Annotated in this window: 18 protein-coding genes; 9 read left to right on the forward strand and 9 right to left on the reverse strand. The window is 45.0% G+C overall.

The window, feature by feature from the left end; all coding sequences use genetic code 11:
* The first annotated feature begins 321 nt into the window (after window positions 1-321).
* Window positions 322-3,699, forward strand: a complete 3,378-nt coding sequence (locus tag ESB13_RS04015) for a SusC/RagA family TonB-linked outer membrane protein (RefSeq protein ID WP_129001735.1) — start codon at window positions 322-324, stop codon at window positions 3,697-3,699.
* Between the two features lie 12 nt (window positions 3,700-3,711).
* Window positions 3,712-5,250, forward strand: a complete 1,539-nt coding sequence (locus tag ESB13_RS04020) for a SusD/RagB family nutrient-binding outer membrane lipoprotein (RefSeq protein ID WP_129001736.1) — start codon at window positions 3,712-3,714, stop codon at window positions 5,248-5,250.
* 64 nt (window positions 5,251-5,314) lie between these two features.
* Here the strand turns inward: ESB13_RS04020 and ESB13_RS04025 are convergent, their stop codons facing one another.
* From ESB13_RS04025 to ESB13_RS04035, 3 genes are all read right to left on the reverse strand, one after another.
* Window positions 5,315-6,964: a M28 family metallopeptidase gene (locus tag ESB13_RS04025; RefSeq protein ID WP_129001737.1), complete on the reverse strand. Its 1,650-nt coding sequence runs from the start codon at window positions 6,962-6,964 to the stop codon at window positions 5,315-5,317.
* 93 nt (window positions 6,965-7,057) lie between these two features.
* The gene (locus ESB13_RS04030) at window positions 7,058-7,738 is read right to left on the reverse strand and encodes a hypothetical protein (RefSeq protein WP_129001738.1); all 681 of its coding nucleotides are present in this window, start codon (window positions 7,736-7,738) and stop codon (window positions 7,058-7,060) included.
* The gene (locus tag ESB13_RS04035) at window positions 7,735-8,364 is read right to left on the reverse strand and encodes a TetR/AcrR family transcriptional regulator (RefSeq protein ID WP_129001739.1); all 630 of its coding nucleotides are present in this window, start codon (window positions 8,362-8,364) and stop codon (window positions 7,735-7,737) included. The genes ESB13_RS04030 and ESB13_RS04035 overlap by 4 nt, the downstream gene beginning before the upstream one ends.
* A 189-nt stretch (window positions 8,365-8,553) precedes the next feature.
* Between ESB13_RS04035 and ESB13_RS04040 the strand changes: the two genes are divergently transcribed.
* From ESB13_RS04040 to ESB13_RS04050, 3 genes are read left to right on the forward strand one after another with little or no spacing between them, the layout of a single operon-like run.
* Window positions 8,554-8,811 (forward strand): hypothetical protein, encoded by a 258-nt coding sequence (locus ESB13_RS04040; RefSeq protein ID WP_129001740.1) that lies wholly within the window; start codon window positions 8,554-8,556, stop codon window positions 8,809-8,811.
* Window positions 8,812-8,817: 6 nt separating this feature from the next.
* The gene (locus ESB13_RS04045; protein WP_129001741.1) at window positions 8,818-9,021 is read left to right on the forward strand and encodes a hypothetical protein; all 204 of its coding nucleotides are present in this window, start codon (window positions 8,818-8,820) and stop codon (window positions 9,019-9,021) included.
* Between the two features lie 26 nt (window positions 9,022-9,047).
* Complete coding sequence (locus tag ESB13_RS04050) at window positions 9,048-10,448, forward strand: hypothetical protein (protein WP_129001742.1); 1,401 nt, start codon at window positions 9,048-9,050, stop codon at window positions 10,446-10,448.
* A gap of 113 nt (window positions 10,449-10,561) precedes the next feature.
* Here the strand turns inward: ESB13_RS04050 and ESB13_RS04055 are convergent, their stop codons facing one another.
* Together ESB13_RS04055 and ESB13_RS04060 are read right to left on the reverse strand one after the other, a co-directional pair.
* The gene (locus ESB13_RS04055; protein WP_129001743.1) at window positions 10,562-11,293 is read right to left on the reverse strand and encodes a YggS family pyridoxal phosphate-dependent enzyme; all 732 of its coding nucleotides are present in this window, start codon (window positions 11,291-11,293) and stop codon (window positions 10,562-10,564) included.
* Between the two features lie 41 nt (window positions 11,294-11,334).
* On the reverse strand, window positions 11,335-11,781 hold the full coding sequence (locus ESB13_RS04060; RefSeq protein WP_129001744.1) for a GNAT family N-acetyltransferase: 447 nt from the start codon (window positions 11,779-11,781) through the stop codon (window positions 11,335-11,337).
* Window positions 11,782-11,868: 87 nt separating this feature from the next.
* On the opposite strand from ESB13_RS04060, the gene pdxR reads away from it, so the two are divergent.
* The 3 genes from pdxR to ESB13_RS04075 all read left to right on the forward strand — a co-directional run bounded on the left by pdxR (window position 11,869) and on the right by ESB13_RS04075 (window position 15,249).
* Window positions 11,869-13,341, forward strand: coding sequence for a MocR-like pyridoxine biosynthesis transcription factor PdxR (gene pdxR / locus ESB13_RS04065; protein WP_129001745.1), 1,473 nt, complete (start codon window positions 11,869-11,871; stop codon window positions 13,339-13,341).
* Window positions 13,342-13,428: 87 nt separating this feature from the next.
* Window positions 13,429-14,400: an aldo/keto reductase gene (locus tag ESB13_RS04070; RefSeq protein ID WP_129001746.1), complete on the forward strand. Its 972-nt coding sequence runs from the start codon at window positions 13,429-13,431 to the stop codon at window positions 14,398-14,400.
* A 45-nt stretch (window positions 14,401-14,445) separates the two neighbouring features.
* The gene (locus tag ESB13_RS04075; protein ID WP_129001747.1) at window positions 14,446-15,249 is read left to right on the forward strand and encodes a helix-turn-helix domain-containing protein; all 804 of its coding nucleotides are present in this window, start codon (window positions 14,446-14,448) and stop codon (window positions 15,247-15,249) included.
* A gap of 70 nt (window positions 15,250-15,319) precedes the next feature.
* On the opposite strand, the gene ESB13_RS24260 is transcribed toward ESB13_RS04075, so the two are convergent.
* The 4 genes from ESB13_RS24260 to ESB13_RS04095 form a co-directional block, all read right to left on the reverse strand.
* Complete coding sequence (locus ESB13_RS24260; protein ID WP_407920863.1) at window positions 15,320-15,562, reverse strand: helix-turn-helix domain-containing protein; 243 nt, start codon at window positions 15,560-15,562, stop codon at window positions 15,320-15,322.
* Window positions 15,450-15,857: a LytR/AlgR family response regulator transcription factor gene (locus tag ESB13_RS04085; protein WP_129001749.1), complete on the reverse strand. Its 408-nt coding sequence runs from the start codon at window positions 15,855-15,857 to the stop codon at window positions 15,450-15,452. The genes ESB13_RS24260 and ESB13_RS04085 overlap by 113 nt, the downstream gene beginning before the upstream one ends.
* 170 nt (window positions 15,858-16,027) lie before the next feature.
* A complete protein-coding gene (locus tag ESB13_RS04090; protein WP_129001750.1) occupies window positions 16,028-16,279 on the reverse strand; it encodes a hypothetical protein in 252 nt (83 codons plus the stop codon).
* A 102-nt stretch (window positions 16,280-16,381) separates the two neighbouring features.
* Window positions 16,382-17,308, reverse strand: a complete 927-nt coding sequence (locus tag ESB13_RS04095) for a HEPN domain-containing protein (RefSeq protein ID WP_129001751.1) — start codon at window positions 17,306-17,308, stop codon at window positions 16,382-16,384.
* Window positions 17,309-17,696: 388 nt separating this feature from the next.
* Here ESB13_RS04095 and ESB13_RS04100 point away from each other — a divergent pair, with 388 nt between their 5' ends.
* The gene (locus tag ESB13_RS04100) at window positions 17,697-17,936 is read left to right on the forward strand and encodes a helix-turn-helix domain-containing protein (protein WP_129001752.1); all 240 of its coding nucleotides are present in this window, start codon (window positions 17,697-17,699) and stop codon (window positions 17,934-17,936) included.
* Window positions 17,937-17,962 lie beyond the last annotated feature (26 nt).

Genomic DNA, 17,962 nt, shown 5'->3' on the forward strand with positions numbered 1-17,962 from the left:
AAATAGTTATTGGAGTGGGTGCAAAAGTATCAAAAAAGAATACCACTTTCAGATAGCCTCTCTTTTAAAGAGGCTTTACTATGTTAAGTAATTGTTTCCTGGGAATAAACAATACTATAGCAAAAATAAATAATATAATTTTAATTGTCTGATTTTCAGACATTTGCATAGAGTTGTTTTGGGGGTTGGTTATAAGTGCCTTTTGTTGGCTTCTTAGTGCGGCGAAAAAACTATCATACAGTTGGGGTAAATTTTTCGATCCTCAACACTTCATCTGCAAACGGAACAAATCCTACTTTAAACAAACAAAAAAAGTCAACTATGACGCTGCGTTATTTTAAGCAGTTGCTTGTGATCCTGCTACTGGCGCTCACAGGTCAGTTGTATGCACAAAAAACTGTACCTGTAATCGATGCCTTGAAAGCTATTACCCGCGAGTACAAAACCGATTTTGTCTATGACCCGCAGATTGTAAAGAAAAAAACGACTACTTACAACGTCGGTAACCTGGCGGGAAAGAAACTGGAAGACGTATTAAAAGGAGTGCTCTATCCTAATGATCTCGTATTCCTTTACGTAAAACCTAACTATTACGCTATCGTAGAAAAAGATAGGGTAGGAGAATACCAAACGCCCGTAAAGAAGACAAACGACGAGAACAGGCAGGCTGTCCAGGCTGCTCCTGTTGCTCAAAGAATTAAGGTAAGCGGAATAGTGACCGATGGCGCGCTGCCTGTTTCTAATGTCGTTGTATTGGAAAAGGGTACCGGTAATGGTACACTTACTAAACCCGACGGCAGTTATTCCATCATTCCTTCAGGCCCCGATGCCACGCTGGTTTTTACACTTGTTGGTTTTGCCTCCCATGAAGAAATTGTTGGAAAGCGTACCAGCATCGATGTAAAGCTCGAAGCCGCCGCCGCAGAACTGAGTGAAGTAGTAGTAACTGCACTGGGCGTAAAACGTGACGAAAAAGCGTTGGGTTATGCTACGCAATCCGTAAAAGGCAGCAGCATGCAAACCATCAAAGGAGTTGACCTGGGAACTTCTCTTACCGGACAGGTGGCCGGTCTTACCATCAAGAACTCTACTGAGTTCAACGGTATGCCCAAACTGGAAATGCGCGGCGAAACCCCGCTGCTGGTGATAGATGGCGTTCCTTATGGTAATATGACCATGCGCGATATTCCAACAGATGATATTGAAAGCATCAACATGCTGAAAGGCCCTACCGCTGCCGCCTTATATGGCGCCCGGGGTGCAGCTGGCGCGGTAATGCTTACCACTAAACGCGGCAAAGAAAATCGCCTTACGGTCGATGTAAACAGCAATACCATGTTTAACCTCGGTTACCTGGCATTGCCCGAAGTGCAAACTTCTTATGGCCATGGCCTCGATGGTAAGATCGCTACCGATTATGTTTGGGGCCCCAAGCTTGATATAGGTCAAACTGCTACCCAATGGAATCCTGTTACCAAACAGAATGAAACAATGCCACTGGTTTCAAGCGGCAGAGATAACCTCAGGAATTTCATGCAAACAGGTATCATCACCAACAACAGTATCAGCGTTACCAAAGGTGGTCAGAATGGTTTCTTCAGGGCAGGGCTCAACCATATCTATAACAAAGGTCAGTTCCCCAACCAGAAACTCAACATCCTCAACTATACCATGAGCGGTGAACTGAAAGCAGGTGATAAATTTACCCTGGAAAGCCATATGGGATACACCCGTACTACCGCTCCTCAGCTCTGGGGCAGTGCATACGACCAGCAGGGTTATATCTACCAGATCCTTATGTGGACAGGCCCGGATTACGATATCCGCCAGTACAAAGATTACTGGGTAACGCCAAACCAGAAACAGAACTGGTTGTACACTGCCTGGTACGATAACCCTTACCTCATCGCTTACGAAAAACTGAGAAGCACAGAGCAGAACAAGCTTAACGCAAGCCTCACCATGAACTATAACTTCACCAAAGACCTGAAGCTGATGTTCAGAAATGGTTACGACTATTACAAGAACGAAGATATCATCAGGAACCCTGCCGGCATCAACTCTACAAGGGGTATGACAATCGGAAACACCTTCGGATTCGACTTCAGCGGTAAAGGTTTATATGGCCAGAACCAAAGCTGGGGTAACAGTATCAACAGCGACCTGTTACTCACCTATAACAAACAGGTAAGTAAATGGAATTTCGATGTATTAGGTGGTGCCAGTATCTTCTACTATAAACAAAGAGAACAGGGCGCCAAAACAAGAAACGGACTGGCTGTTCCGGGGTGGTATTCCCTCGCCAACGCAGTGCCTTCCACCACGGCCGGTGTTGATGGTATCATCACCAACTACGGCACCTGGGCAAAACAAACCAATTCTGTTTATGGAAAAGCAACAGCTTCCTGGAACAACGCAGTATTCCTGGATGTTACCGGTAGAAACGACTGGAGCTCTACCCAGGCAGAAAATCAGCGTTCTTATTTCTATCCGTCTGTTGCCGCCAGCGTGCTGATATCTGAGTTTATCAAAATGCCCAAATGGATCGATATGTGGAAAGTCAGAGGTTCATGGACAATGACCAAAACGCCGCTCGATGTATATGCCAACAACCTGGCCTATACCATTAACAACAGCTGGGGTACGCTTAGCGCTACAACGCCCGATAACCTTACAGGAAACAGCCTGTTGCCTACAACTTCAAGAACCTGGGAATTTGGTACAGCCGGCTACCTCTTAAACAAACGCCTGCATGTTGATGTGGCTTACTTCACCAAGCTATATTACAACAACCAGATCAAACAAAGCGTAGCGCCTTCTTCAGGTTATGCCACCACCCTTATCAATACAGGCGAAACCTATGCACGCCGCGGTGTTGAAATTACCTTAGACGGTGCAATCATCAACAGAGGTAAGTTCAAATGGAATGCTATGGTCAATTTCTCTACTCAGAACAGGTACTATGTAAATATTGACCCGATGTATTCCGCGAAGAACCTTTGGACAAAAGCAGGCGGCCGTATGGATGTATTGGCTTATACACAGAAAGCCCTTAGAGATCCCCAGGGTAATGTGATCCATCAGGCTGGCCTACCCATGCTGAGCAGCTATACAGAACAGTATGGTTATACCGACCCTAAATTTGTATTCGGATTTATCAACAACTTTAGTTACGGTAACTGGACGCTTGGTATTGGCCTCGATGGTCGCATCGGCGGCCTCATGTATGATTATGTCTGGGCTAAAATGTTCGACACAGGCGCGAACCCTGAAACTGATAACAACAACCGTTACGATGAAGTTGTAAATGGTCTGAAGAACTATGTTGGCCAGGGTGTGAAAGTAGTTAGCGGTACAGTAGCCTACGACAACAACGGGAAGATCACCAGCGATACCCGTCAGTACGCACCAAACGATGTGGCAGTAAGCTACCAGGCATATGCACGTAAATGGGGCAACTCCTACGAAAACGGCGTAATGAACAAAAGCTTCGTAAAAGTGCGCGAAATATCCATCGGCTACAGAATCCCACAAACTTGGTTAGGCAAATCAGGTATCAAAAATGCATCAGTAGCGTTAACAGGACAAAACCTGTTCCTGTTTACGAAATTCAAGTTCTCAGATCCCGATGTCGACACCGAAAACATGAACGCGCCTGCACAACGTATGGTAGGCTTTAACGTTAAGGTTGGCTTCTAAAAATATACTAATATGACTAAGCATATCTCTAAAATAGCAGTTATAGCGCTGGCCGCCGGTATAGGTTTCAGCAGCTGTACTAAAGATTTCGATAGCATCAATACCAATCCCGATAAAGCAACTTCCGCTTCATCAGAATGGCTGGCCAACAATATCCTCACTTCCATAACGTCGAAAGATATTTCGTTTAACAATAACTTCCGCCAGCCTTTTACCCTTGGTAAATATATAGGCTGGACAGAGAAGGTGAGTGAATACCAGTATAACAAGATGGTTCGGGTCGATTTCGGCCGGCTACTGGTACTGCGTGATGTAGAACCCATGATTAAAAATGCGACCACGGCAGAACTGAAAAATACGTACGAAGGCTTTGGCCATTTCATCCGCGCATGGCAGTTCTTTCAAACTACCATGCAGGTAGGTGATATCCCTTACTCCGAAGCAATACAAGGCGCCACGGGAATGATCAAAGCGAAATACGATACACAGAAAGATGTTTTCAAAGGCATCCTGAAAGAGCTCGATCAGGCAGACGAACTATTAGCGAAAGCCGTAAACTTTACCGGCGACTTCATTTACCAGGGCGACGTCGACAAATGGAGAAGACTGGCCAACAGCTTCCAGTTGTACGTATTGATCAACCTTAGCAAAAAGACAGGTGACGCCGATCTGGACGTGATCAATAAATTCAAGACAGTTGCCGCCCGCCCGCTGATGAGGGATTATACCGACAACTTCGCAGTAACTTATACAGCATCTGCAGGTTACTGTTATCCCTGGAGCAATACGGCTGCGCAGCTGAACTCTTTCCTCGATTACCCGGTACTTTCCAGCTACCTGTTAGATCCCATGAAAGCAACAGCCGACAAGCGCCTGTTTTATATGGCAGAACCTTCGAAGGCACAGATCGCGGCAGGTAAAACAGCATCCGATTACAGTGCTTACCTTGGTATCGATCCGGCTGATGAGTTGGGTGTGATCGTAACAAATAAAAATGCCGGTAAATCCTGCGCCGTGAACAAACGTTACGAAGAAATGTACAATGCCGAACCAGTTGGTTTGTTGAACCATTGGGACATCCAGTTCATCCTGGCCGAAGCAACTGTTCGTGGCTGGATCTCCGGTACCGATGCACAAACCTATTATGCCAACGGTATCAAAAGTCACATGAACTTCCTGGCGAAATACACACCTGCATCATATACGCATGGCATGGCAATGGATGCCACCTACATCAACGCCTTTCCCGCAACAGTGGCATTGACCGGTTCTGCCGACAACCAGATCAAACAGATCATCACCCAGAAATATATTGCAGGTTTCTTTCAGGATGCAGATTACAACGCCTGGTACGAAAACAGGCGTACTGGATATCCTGTGTTTACACTTAACACGCTTACCAATCAAAACACTCCTGCCTCTGTATTTCCTTTGAGGTGGATGTATCCCCAAAAAGAACTGGATTATAATGCTGAAAATATCACAAGATCATTAGCTGATCAGTTCAGCGGAAATGATGACCCGAGTCTGGCAATGTGGTTGCTGAAATAGCCCCTTAAAAAGTAAAGGAGCCGCCCAGGTTAACAGGGCGGCTCCTTCTTTATTTTAAAACACCTTATTGCTTATCGCGAATAGCCTTGAATTCAGAACCAGCCTTCCATTGCGCCATCTTCTCCTCAAACGCCAGTCTTTTACCTACACGAAACAGCAGTTGCAGGTCATCCACTGCACCGGATAGCATATAAGTATCCGCATGATATTCATCGGAAGGGCGGTGGTAATGTTTCTCACGGAATTCTTCATCCAGTTTCTGGCCATAACCTTTGCCTTTACCAAAAACGTCGATACCCGTTTCCGTATACAGCGCAGGAATACCCACTTTCGCAAAGTTGAAGTGGTCCGAACGGTAATAATATCCTGCTTCCGGATGCGGTTCATACGCTACATAACGTCCTACCCTGGTAGCTTCTTCTTCCAATAGATCTTCCAGGTCCGATTGTCCGCGCCCTACCACTACAATATCTTTGGTTTTGTCGTGCGTGCTCAGCATATCCATATTAATGTTGGCCACAGTGCCGGCAACAGGATATACCGGGTTTTGCGCATAATAAGCCGATCCCCATAATCCCTGCTCTTCGGCAGTGACAGACAGGAATACGATCGTTCTTTCCGGCTTGGGATTAAGGCTTTTAAAAGCGCGGGCCAGCTCCAGTAACCCGGCGGTAGCGCTCGCATTGTCAGCAGCGCCATTATAAATAGAATCACCGGTAGCATCAGGCTTGCCAATGCCAAGATGATCCCAATGCGCCGAATAAATGATATACTGATCAGGATGTTTACTGCCGGTGATCTTGCCGATAACATTGTGCGACACATTATATTCTGATCGCACCTGTATACTGGCGGATATTTTAGTATTTAAGGCAACGCCCTTAAAGCCACGTTGATCTGCTTTGGCAAGCAGGGAGCTATCCTGTCCGGCAGCGGCCAGCAACTTATTGGCAGCGGGGCCTGATACCCAGCCGATCATATCACAATACTGCTGTGGCTTGCTCCGGTTGTCGAGATGGAATCTCGATCCGTTCCAGTTGTTCTGCACCACTGCAAAAGGGTAGCTGGCTGCATGGGTATTATGAACAATCAAACAACCTTTGGCGCCCTGCCGGGCTGCTTCCTCAAATTTATATGTCCAGCGCCCGTAATAGGTCATGGCCTTCCCTTTAAACAAGGTAGAGTCGCCGCTGTTATAGCCGGGATCGTTTACCAGTACCAGCACCACTTTCCCTCTAACATCCAGCCCGGCATAGTCGTTCCAGTTATATTCAGGAGCTACTACACCATATCCCGCGAAAATGAGCTCACTATTTTTGAGGCTGATAACTGAGTCGGTTTTATCGGTCCAGATCACATAGTCTTCAAATCCTTTCAACGTAAAATTACCTTTGGCCGATTGCACCTGCATGGCAGGGGAGGCCATGGTGGAGATCTTTACCATAGGTACCTCCTGGAAATAACCATCCTTATTACCCGGTTCCAGTCCCGCCACCTGAAACTGTTCTTTCAGGTAATTAATAGTTCTGGTTTCGCCTTCGCCAAAAGGTTTACGGCCCAGAAACGAATCCGATGCCAGTACTGCAAGGTGTTTGCCAAGGCTGTCGGTATTAATGACATTCACACCATCATCAGCGGCAGGTTTATGGTTGCCACACGATGTAGCCATTAATGTCATTACAGCCAATGAAGCCGGTAAAAGTGATCGACGCATAGTTAGTACATGGTTTAAGGCAGAAAAGTTACAGTAAAATTGGCAAAGGCAATTATCCGGAGAGGCGTAGCGCTTCTTTGACGCGACTGCTTTTTAACAGGGAAACCACCAGTGCATGGAATAAAGTTTGCCCTCTTTCAGGAATAACCTGATCTGTCCGTCTGAAACATTGTTGTTATCTTCTCTTAATTGAATTACCTGTAATTTGCCATGTTCATACACCTCCATTATGCTCATGTGAGCCACTGCATTTGGAAATAGCTTCCGCAGATCGTCAACTGTGGTGCCCGCGTTAAGAGAAACCTGGCGATAGATGATAAAGTCGCCATGGGTAAAACTAATTTCATCAATGGCTACTTTATCCTTCGCATGCTCGTACCTTGATCCGTTTTTATACAGGTAACTGGCCATGGGATCAACAGAACCATCTGCCTCCTCAAAAATAGTGGTGCAAGGCTCCTCATCACGCAGCAGTTTGGTGCTGTCCGGTTCACCAAGTACAGCCCGGAATTGGGTTAGGCTAAAGTATCGTTTCAATTTGCCATTCAAACGTATTTCTTCGGCATTTAATACCTCGATGGCTGTGTCACCCGTTGCTGTTGCCTGCCTCTCCGGCTGCAGTAAAGGGCCTGTCAGGGCAGCCGCAGTGTCTTTATCCAATGTCGCTTTTTGCAAACTTTGCTGCGTACTGTTACAAGATGCCGATAGCAGGCAGGTTATAAACAGGAACCCGACTGTGGTAAGGCAGTTGAAAAGGGGTGGTGTTTGTATCATAGTTGCGAATAGGTTGATTTCAACAGGAAAGAAAAAGCCTCTTTTATCTCAGCACGGCCCGATTCTTCGTTAACATTTATTCCGCAAAAGGTACTGCCGTTTACGGCGCCATAAAGGTTCAGGTAATAAGCGCCGGAGATAAGTATGGCCATAATGGCCCGGAACCTTGCCCACTGGTCGCCGAAATGCGGATCGGTAATATCCTGAAGCAGTACTTCTCCATTTGCCTCCTGTGCATCTGTTAGCTTTTGCAAAACGTCCCGCTTTTCGGTTAGCCGCCACAATAATACTTTCTGAAAGGCGCTATCCCGGAATACATAATCAAACTGCGATAACAGCATTTGTTCTACGAACTTGTGCCCTCCGTCACCAATCGAAGGCGGTACTTTCTCTCCCTTGACATTACTCCAGAAGTCTTTAGACAGGATGTACGCATCGATCAGCTGATCGGCGCCGCCAAAATATTTATAGATAAGCTTTTTATCCAGTCCGGCAACTTTGGCAATGTCGTTCACCTTAAGTCCGGCCACTCCTTTCGTGATAAGGATCTCTTCCACGGCGTCCATAAATTTTTGCCTGCTTTGCACTTTATTGCCACGGGAGCCTTTTGTTGAACTGTTATCCATAGTTATGCTTTCCTTTTCATTCCGGTAAGTGTAAAAATAAAACAATCTGCTTCCCGGTGACAGCCCACAGTAGGCCGCGTAGCTTAAACATAAAGTTAATGGAAATGGTCACCATTTGGTGACTTAGGCATTGTATTTGTTCCACGCTTTAATATCAATACTTATCTGTTAACCATTTGCTAGTTGTGTATGATGAAAAAACGCCAATTCAGTAAAAATCCGCTGCACTACGTGTACGCGCTTATCTGGCTTTCTCTTTTTGTAGCATTTGCCGTGTATATTTTTTCCGGAAAGATGTTTCTGCCCGATGAAAACGGGAAGATCAGCCTGGTAGCCATCCTCGTCGGATGGGTAGCAGAGTACCTGACGCAGGTGGGCACAGGCATATTGGTTGTTCTGATTGGATTATATGTGGCTTTTAAAACGGCCACAGAGAAAAAGGTGTAATAAACGATGCAGTTAAATTACTTCATGCTCATTTTTGCCGGCTTGTACCTGGCGGGAACAGGGTTTTATGATGCCTTTGCAAAACGTAAAGGCATTGTTTTCAGGTACAAACCCATTACACTGCTTATCGTGGCATTATTATTCCTGGTTGCATTATATGGTGTAATAACAGGTAAGCCATTTAATGAAATATTGCCTTTTATAAGGTAACTGTTACCCTGCAATAAAACGAAACGATGAAGATAATTTTAACGTTAATTTCCTCTGTGGTACTGGGATTAACGGCAACTGCTCAGCTTACAGAAAAAAACATGCGCTATAAAGAATATGCCGGCAGATATGGCGGTAACGACGGCATCTGCCTGTTTGATGATGGCAGGTTTATGATCTACGGTTACGCCACCGCCGTTTTTGGAAACTACCTGTTCGAAAAGGATCATATGCTTTTCTATCCCGATAAAGAAGATAGGTTCAACGTATTCGCCACCCACAATAAAAGCATAGGAGATACTGCCCGGATCAATTTCGCGGGCTTCGACAGGGGAGGAGCTACCTTTGTTCGTTTTGATACAAACAGTGTACGCCGTGTTTTCAATAAAGACGCCAATTGTTTTAATGGCCCCTTTGTATATGAGCTTGCCTATACACCTGCAACATTTACTTTAATTGGCGTAACAGACGACGATGGCTGGTACCGCGGCAATAAACTGGAGGCATGGACTTTCGAAAACACCGAAGGATATAACGATTTCGTTTTCTCCTATATCGCCCCCAAACTGGAATACGAAGATTTCAGCGGAAATATTTCAGCTGAGGGAAACAGGGCAGTTATCAGGCTCTCCAATTACGGTGGCGACCGCGGATACGTTAAAAATACGCCCGATGAAGAGGAACAGCGCCAATGGAACGAGATCCTTGCTATGAAAGCCGGATACGACCTGCAACGGAAAACGGTTATTAACAGCATCTATGCCAATAGACATTACCGTGTGTTTTTCCCGGATAGCAGCAGTTATAATTTCGATAAGGGAACCAACCAGTATATCAGTCGCGATGCCGCCGGAAATGAAGACTATTTCCGGGCTAACCCTTATAACGATGACAGGTATCTGCGTCGTTATAGTAAACTGAAGTACGCGGCGCGAAACAGCAAAAAACTGGCGAGCAATGAAGTGGCCGATACCAGTATCTTTTTTACCACTTGTGGGGAAGGTTCAGAAAGGTCGTATCGTTACAAACACCTGCAATACGATTCCGTGGAAAGGTACGATGAGCCTATACGTACCCTTAAACCCGCCCCTATCCCCGAAACGCTGGCGCCCGGTAAAGTTATAAAGGAATACATCAAAGATGGGCTCAGGTATTCCGAAGAGTATGAAAAGGGAGAACTGGTACGACGCGAAGCCTGGGATACGGATAAAAGCAAGTCTACGGTTCAGTACTTCAAAAATGGTAAGCTTGATAAAAGGGAAGAAATTACCAACCGTTATAACATCCCCGGAGAAGTGATAAGAACCTATGATAAAAACGGAAAGCTGCTGCAGCGCAAGGTGGCATCGTTCGAAAATGGTGCTGTTATTTACCACATCTACGATGCGAAAGGAAAATTACTAAAAGTGGATCGTCATTTACAATAAACCAGCAACGAATGCTGGCTGTGAACACTAACAGCAAATGACGTTAACTTATCAGAGCAAAAGGTGGAACCTATGGCGCGAAACACTGTAATGCTTCGGCACCCCGTAAAGGATCAATTGCACTCGTTCCAATAGTAACTATCAGGCGTTGGCCTTTCCCCGAAAATGGCGGTACCAACGCGTATAATAGTTGCACCCTCAGCAATCGCAATTTCCAGGTCGCCACTCATACCCATGGAAAGCTCCTGCATATACACTCCTTCTATCTGCAACCTGGCTACCTGCTGTCGTATATCCCTGAGCAGTCGGAAACATTTACGCACCTTTTCACCTTCTGCGCTTAACATGCCTATGGTCATTAAACCTTTTATGGTTAAGGTGTCCAGCCGGGCAACCTGTTTTACCAGGTCTATAGCCTTATCAGGACTTACGCCAAATTTGCTTTCTTCAAACGAAGTGTTCACTTGTATCAGCACGTCCATTGTTTTGTTTTCAAACTGTAAGCGCTGGTGAAGTTTTTCAGCTAAATCTAAACGGTCCAGGGACTGAATGCACGAAACATCATGTTTTAGCAGGTCTTTGATCTTATTGGTCTGCAAATGTCCTATGAAATGATTGGTGTGCGGAATCTCCCGTAACATTTCGTGCTTTTCTTTCAGCTCCTGGACCTTGTTTTCAGCAATGAGCGTATATCCTGCCGCCAGCGCTATTTTAATACGTGCTGCTGGTACGGTCTTGGTGGCTAATAATAACTTTATATCATCAGGGTTCCTGCCATACCTGGTACAGGTATTATTTATCCTGTTGTTTATAACAGCAATATTTGCTAAAATATCTTTGCTCATGCATCTGCTTGGTTAATGAAATGTTCTGAATGCTGCGGTCGTTACTTCCACCAATAGTAATAATTGTGCAAACCATCGTATTCAAAACCACAACGCGGATACAGTTTGTTGCCGGTATCATTCGTTTTTTCGGTTTCAAGCATCAGCCCGCACGCGCCGGTTTCTTCGCACCACTGTTTACTGCGGTCGATCAAAGCAACGGACAGTCCATTGCCACGGTAATCAGGATGAACAAATAAGTCACTTAGCAGCCACTGCTTTTCAAGTTTAATGTAATGGTAAAGCTTATAGAGTTGAACAAACCCAACCGCCTTGCCACTCGCATAAGCAAGGAAGATATGCGATTGTTCGTTGTTCAATCGTTCCTGTAGAAACCTTTTACATTTCTCATAATCATCCGCCTGGCGATAAAAGACCCGGTAAAGATTAAATAATTCCGCAGCGGTGTCTAGGTGCTCAAGACCTGCCTTCCTGATTTCGTAATTCATACCTTGAATATTTTTGTTACTGAGCGCAAAAGTATGAGCCGGCAGGACTACATTCGTGATCCAGATGCTATATAAAAGGTAGTCCAGATGTTTCCATACGAACACACGATACACATCAAGAAAGAAAGCAAGATCCCGGTTTACCGGCAGATAGCCATTTCAATAACAAATGCCATCAGGAACGGCACTTTTAAACCAGGCACGCATTTACCCGGTACCCGTGAATTGGCCAAAACTTTGGGTGTGCATCGCAAAACGGTGATCGCCGCCTATGAAGAACTGGATGCGCAGGATTGGATTACGGTTGTACCCAGAAAGCATGTACAGGTATCGGAACGGATCCCTTTGCTAAAGCCAAAAAAATGGGGCGACACGGGCATAAAAGCGCCGTATGAAAATGACTTAACTCTGCCTTTCAGGATGATAGAAGAGAACGCAGGCGACAATGAGGCTGCCGCTGCGCCTGGAATAGTGATAAACGATGGACATCCCGATGTAAGGCTGTCGCCAATAGACGGGCTATTGAAAATATACCGCTCACTCACCTCAAAAAAATATGCGATCAAAAATGCTCATATTGGAACTGCACAGGGAACGCCAATGCTAAGGCAGGAACTGGTCAATTATCTTTCGGTCACCCGCGGGCTTAATATCTCTGCCGGCAACCTGCTCATCACACATGGAGCACAAATGAGCATCTACCTTTCTGCCCGGCTGCTATTGGGGCGTTCCTCCCATATAGTTGTAGGATATCCCAATTATGCTGTTGCCAATAAAACGTTCCTTGAAACCGGGGCAAAAGTTATAGAGGTGGCTGTTGATGACAGCGGTATCGATACCAATGCCATTGAACAGCTGTGTAAAAAGAAAAAGATAGATGCTGTATATGTAATACCGCATCACCATTATCCAACAACAGTAACGTTAAGCGTGGAACGAAGAATGAAATTGCTGGAGCTTTCCAGGCGATTCTCGTTCGTGATCATAGAGGATGATTATGATTACGACTATCATTATACCTCTTCGCCGTATTTACCCTTGTCAAGCGGCAATCACAACGGCAACCTGATCTATATCGGCTCTTTCTCGAAGATGCTGGATCCATCTCTGCGGATAGGCTTTATGGTGGCCCCCGGAAACTTTATTGCGCAATGTACGGCCCTGCGGAAAACCATTGATGTAGGCGGGGATGGGTATATGCAGAATGCCTTGGCAGCTTTAATTAAAGAGGGAGAGTTGACAAGGCATCTGAAAAAAGCAAAGAAACGCTACCACGAACGCAGAGACTTCCTGGATACGCTGCTGAAAGAAACATTGGGAGCTTATATCTCCTATTCCTTACCCACAGGCGGTATGGCTGTCTGGATCAGGTTAAACGCCGGTTATACCGTCACCGGACTTATAGCAAATACAAATGTTGAAATCACCCGTTGGGACGAAGAACAAAATGCATTCCGGTTTGGCTTCGCATCAATGGATGAAACGGAACTGTCCGCCGCTGTAAAGGCACTGAAGGAAGGTTTTCTGAAATTGCACAACCTTTCGCGTAAACGGATGTAATTGAACCATACAGGCAATAAAATTGAACCGTGTACGACATATGCCATCAGGTAGAAAGCGGGACATTTGTATCATAAATAAGAAACAATGGAAAACATAAAAAGAATTGAATTAGGCAAAAACGGCCCGCTCGTATCAAAGCTTGGCCTGGGATGCATGCGTATGTCATCGGTTTGGGGTGGCCCCGTAAACGATGAAAACGAAAGTGTCGCTACTATTCAGGCAGCATTGGATAGCGGTATCAATTTTTTGAATACAGGAGACTTTTATGGTGCTGGGCATAACGAACTGCTTGTAGGTAAGGCCATTAAGGGTAGGAGAGACGATGCCTTCATCAGCGTTAAATTCGGAGCCATTTTTTACAACGGCCATATGCTGGGACTGGATCTGCGTCCTATAGCGATCAAGAACTTTATCAACTACTCTCTCGTACGTTTGGGCGTAGAGACCATCGATCTTTATCAGCCCTGCCGGCTGGATAACAGTGTTCCTGTTGAAGATGTCATAGGCACGGTTGCCGACCTTATCAAGGAAGGAAAGGTGCGTTATCTCGGTGTATCTGAAATAACCGCCGATCAGCTTCGGAAGGCCAACAGCATCCACCCTGTTACTGCATTGGAAATAGGTTATTCTTTGGCCGACCGCCAGATAGAGACCGATCTTTTACCTGCTGCCAAAGAACTGGGCATAGGGGTGGTAGCCTTCGCCAATACTGCGGAAGGACTACTTACAGGTGAGGTAAAGGTGCCGCTTCAGGCCAACGATTACCGCAATTACTTTTCCCGTTTCCAGGGAGAAAACCTGGTAAGAAACCTTGAAAAAGTGGAAGTTTTGAAAATAATGGCGGCGGACAAAGGATATACCCCTACCCAACTAGCCATTGCCTGGGTAAATTTGCAAGGCGACCATATCATGCCTTTGGTAAGCATGAGTCGCAGATCACGTTTGCCTGAAAACCTGCAAGCCATGCACATTGAATTCTCTCATGATGAAATGACCACGTTAAATGAAGCGTTTTCGGTAGGTTCAATTCTTGGAGGAACATACTTGCAGCGCTAGCAAAGGAAATGGTTCAATAGTAGTCCCTTTTTAAAAGTTGATAGTATGGTAAATCCAACTGAAATAATCCCGGGAGTAATCTTCTATTCTTATCTTTCTTCATCGAGAAAGGAAAAAGTAGGTTTCCTGAAGCATAATACCCTTGTGTTTCAGGTTTCAGGGCAGTTTACGTTGGAAACATCGAGCCAGAAGATTTCAATGAAACGCGGTGAGATGTTGTTGATTGGCAAAAACCAGCTGGCACAGCTCACTAAAACCCCATTGCCTGGCGAAGATTACGAAACAATAGTGATCTCACTTCAGGAAGATGTACTCAGAAGGATAGCATTGGAAGATAATATAGTGGCAGACCAGAAAAATACTGGCCCCGCAAATGTTCTGATTCCGGCAAACGCTTTCCTTCAGGGGTATTTTCAATCGATCATACCCTACGTTCGCGATCAGACAGGCTCCGTGCCTAAAGAACTTGGCATCTTAAAAGTAAACGAAGCAGTTAAGTTGTTGCTGCATGTTATGCCGGAGGTCAAAAATATGCTATTCGATTTTTCAATACCCTATAAAGTAGACCTGGAAGGGTTCATGCTAACCAATTATCATTTTAATATCCCGGTCGAAAAATTTGCGCAATTGACAGGAAGAAGCCTTTCCGGTTTCAAGCGCGATTTTCAGCAAACATTCAATATGGCGCCACGGCAGTGGTTGCAGGAGAAAAGATTATCAGAAGCCTGGTACCTCATAGAAAAGAAAAAGTTGAGGCCCTCGGCTATTTATCTTGACCTTGGATTTGAAAGCCTTTCTCACTTCACCCACTCTTTCAAAAAGAAATTTGGAAAAACACCTGCCGGGTAAATCGGATGGATGGAATGATATGCCGGTTAAACAGTTTTTTCTGAGGCTGTTTAACCGGCTTTTTTATGGGTCATTCGCGGCTGCAGTTTTGACGCCATGCGGTAGGTGTTTGCTTGAAATGAGCTTTGAAGTGTTCCCGGAAATTATCGACATCCCGGTAGCCTACCTGCCAAACTATTTCTTCGACCATTGTTCCGGGATTATGGAGTAACAGCTCTGCGGCCCATTCGAGGCACTGCAGGCGTACGAATTCGGCGGGAGGAATACCCAGTTCTTCGCGGCAATGTTGTTTGAAGGCAGAGATGCTTTGCAGGAAGTGGGCGGCCAACATTGCTACTGTAACAGGCTGGCCGGGGCGGTATGAGGGTATCGGAAAGGATCTTTTTTACATGGTGAATGGATACTATGAATGAGCGATGAATACGGCAAAAGTCGTCGCCCAACTTTTGTTCCATAGCGTTCAATGACATTAGGGATAAGAAGTTGCCATTGATGGTAAAGATGGTGGCATAGGAGTCGCCGGCTTCGACCATGATAAGTTCTTCGGCCTTGAGGCTGATAAATGTTCCTTTTTCGAGCGGGATAAAGAAATGCTGGTATTGATCCATAGCGCATATTTTTAGGATGGCTAAGGTGATTATGAACGTTTAATAGGGGACGGGGGATAGGGGTATATCTGGGGCAGGGGAGATGGGTGGAGGCGCCCTTACTGGCGGGTAGCCAATATGCCGGCGTTTTGTGAGGCAGGTAGCTTAGGTAGTAGCTGATTTGCTGAAGGTTATTTTTCATAATTTTTCATTTTTTTGTTTAGCCGGTTAAGTTCGCTAAGGAACTTTTGCAGGCATTCGTATTTAAACAGTATTTCGCTGTTTTCTTCGCCGGTTAAAACCTGCTCGCCATTATAAACGGCAGAGGTGTAAAATTCCCATAATACTTTTTTCCATTTTTTATGTGGATCGTTCAGGAAAAAAGAGTTGACGGTGCTTAACATCCGGTTAAGCACATCATCCGGTATTTGTCTGGCATCCATTTGTCAGATGTTTTTGAATTGATTAAATGCCTGGATGCTAGGTGTAGGTATTATGGGGTAATAAGTATATAGTTGGGCAGGCTTCTACGCGCTTTGAGGGGCTTATGACGCGTTGTGAAGAGGGTTGAGGTAGGCTATGTTTAACGGCGGATTGTCATGTTTTTCGATTTGTTCGCGCCATTTGGAGGTTTCGTGGAGATATATTGTTTTAGCCTGCTTCATGAGTTCATCTGTACGGGTGTACAGGATTTGTGCTGTTGCCGGAGGGATATGAAAGTCGTCGGTATAACGGGTATCGGAGTAGCTTCTTTTCAGGATGGAGAATAGTTCTTTTTCCTGTTCTGTGTTTTGAGGAAAGATGTTGTTGATGCATAGGCCGGCGTGTTCCATTAATGGGAGTAGCCGGGATAAATTGTGCGAATCAGGGCGGTAGCTGGTTAGTGCACGCAAAAGCGCTATGGCTGTTTGTTCAATAGCCTGATGGAGCAAGAAGCCTGTTGGGTTGGTTGCATTGTTTTGCAGATAAAAACCGGCACCTTTTAAATAGTCTTGTGCTCTTCTGAATATTGATTCCCAGATAAATTCCGCCGTTTGCAGACGGGTTTGTACTGAATTTTCTTTTGCTTTCAGAGCAATTGTTTCCCTGCTGTTGCCATATAGCTGGTAACCGCTTTTGTGTAATGTTACAAAGAACTGGTGGCCCTGCATAATTGCATCGGAAACAAAAGGCTCATGATGAACGATGCAGAATATGGATAAAGCCGGCGTATTATATGTAGTGACCGCCTGTATAATATCGTGGCTTGAACGCGCCTCCTGTTTCGCAGGTATTATCAGAAGATCGATGGCTGCTGATGAATAGAATTTATTACAACTATCCAGTGCGCTACATGACCAGTGATAATTGTTTTTAATGCGTGAGCCGTAACATATGATTTGGTCTACCGCAATAGCTGCAATAATCTTTTTTATGATGATCGTGAGTTCATTTTTTTGCTCAAAGCTGAGGTGTTCTAAAGTGGTACGCATATAATATTGTTGATGCCGGCCAGCTTACGATGGTGCGGGTTGGTTAACAAATAGTAGATGAATGCGTAAGAACTAACTGAGCACACGTACGATAAAAAAACAGACGTGGGTTAGTTCTTACATCTCCGAGGGCTACGACACCCTGACCACGAATAAGAACGCCCACGCCATAACATGAGCGATTTCTCTTATTTCTCGTGGCCTTGAAGGTCGTAGTTTCGGAGAACGAGAATAAAAGCAAACGCGCTTTGACTATATTTGAAAAAAGATAGAGACTAGGAGGTGTTAATGTAGTCTTTCATAGTTTTTTCTTTACAAGGATAAAGGTAGTAGTTTTTTGAATAGACTTCATTAGAGAGGAATATTTTTTTAATAAATCTTATGTTGCATGCGTAAGTTGAATGACAATGGTAGAAGGGCTTTAAAAGTTTTCGGAGAAAATATGAAAAAAGCGCGTGAAGCTAAAGGGCTGACAGCGCGTTATTTTGCTTCTACAGCAGATATTGCTTATAGCCAGGTTTGGAAATTAGAAAATGGATTGGTTGAGCCGGCGCTAACTACACTGGTTGCTATTTCTAAAACCTTGGAAACTTCTATTGATGAGTTAGTGTTTGGAGCAAGTGGGTAATTGTATATAACAAAGATCAGCTTTTT

It is taken from the genome of Filimonas effusa (assembly GCF_004118675.1).
Classification (GTDB): domain Bacteria; phylum Bacteroidota; class Bacteroidia; order Chitinophagales; family Chitinophagaceae; genus Filimonas; species Filimonas effusa.

Coding starts and splice junctions, on each gene's coding strand:
- ESB13_RS04015 (WP_129001735.1), top strand. CDS start 322: ATGACGCTGCGTTATTTTAAGCAGTTGCTTGTGATCCTGCTACTGGCG.
- ESB13_RS04020 (WP_129001736.1), top strand. CDS start 3,712: ATGACTAAGCATATCTCTAAAATAGCAGTTATAGCGCTGGCCGCCGGT.
- ESB13_RS04025 (WP_129001737.1), bottom strand. CDS start 6,964: ATGCGTCGATCACTTTTACCGGCTTCATTGGCTGTAATGACATTAATG.
- ESB13_RS04030 (WP_129001738.1), bottom strand. CDS start 7,738: ATGATACAAACACCACCCCTTTTCAACTGCCTTACCACAGTCGGGTTC.
- ESB13_RS04035 (WP_129001739.1), bottom strand. CDS start 8,364: ATGGATAACAGTTCAACAAAAGGCTCCCGTGGCAATAAAGTGCAAAGC.
- ESB13_RS04040 (WP_129001740.1), top strand. CDS start 8,554: ATGATGAAAAAACGCCAATTCAGTAAAAATCCGCTGCACTACGTGTAC.
- ESB13_RS04045 (WP_129001741.1), top strand. CDS start 8,818: ATGCAGTTAAATTACTTCATGCTCATTTTTGCCGGCTTGTACCTGGCG.
- ESB13_RS04050 (WP_129001742.1), top strand. CDS start 9,048: ATGAAGATAATTTTAACGTTAATTTCCTCTGTGGTACTGGGATTAACG.
- ESB13_RS04055 (WP_129001743.1), bottom strand. CDS start 11,293: ATGAGCAAAGATATTTTAGCAAATATTGCTGTTATAAACAACAGGATA.
- ESB13_RS04060 (WP_129001744.1), bottom strand. CDS start 11,781: ATGAATTACGAAATCAGGAAGGCAGGTCTTGAGCACCTAGACACCGCT.
- pdxR (WP_129001745.1), top strand. CDS start 11,869: ATGTTTCCATACGAACACACGATACACATCAAGAAAGAAAGCAAGATC.
- ESB13_RS04070 (WP_129001746.1), top strand. CDS start 13,429: ATGGAAAACATAAAAAGAATTGAATTAGGCAAAAACGGCCCGCTCGTA.
- ESB13_RS04075 (WP_129001747.1), top strand. CDS start 14,446: ATGGTAAATCCAACTGAAATAATCCCGGGAGTAATCTTCTATTCTTAT.
- ESB13_RS04085 (WP_129001749.1), bottom strand. CDS start 15,857: ATGGATCAATACCAGCATTTCTTTATCCCGCTCGAAAAAGGAACATTT.
- ESB13_RS04090 (WP_129001750.1), bottom strand. CDS start 16,279: ATGGATGCCAGACAAATACCGGATGATGTGCTTAACCGGATGTTAAGC.
- ESB13_RS04095 (WP_129001751.1), bottom strand. CDS start 17,308: ATGCGTACCACTTTAGAACACCTCAGCTTTGAGCAAAAAAATGAACTC.
- ESB13_RS04100 (WP_129001752.1), top strand. CDS start 17,697: ATGCGTAAGTTGAATGACAATGGTAGAAGGGCTTTAAAAGTTTTCGGA.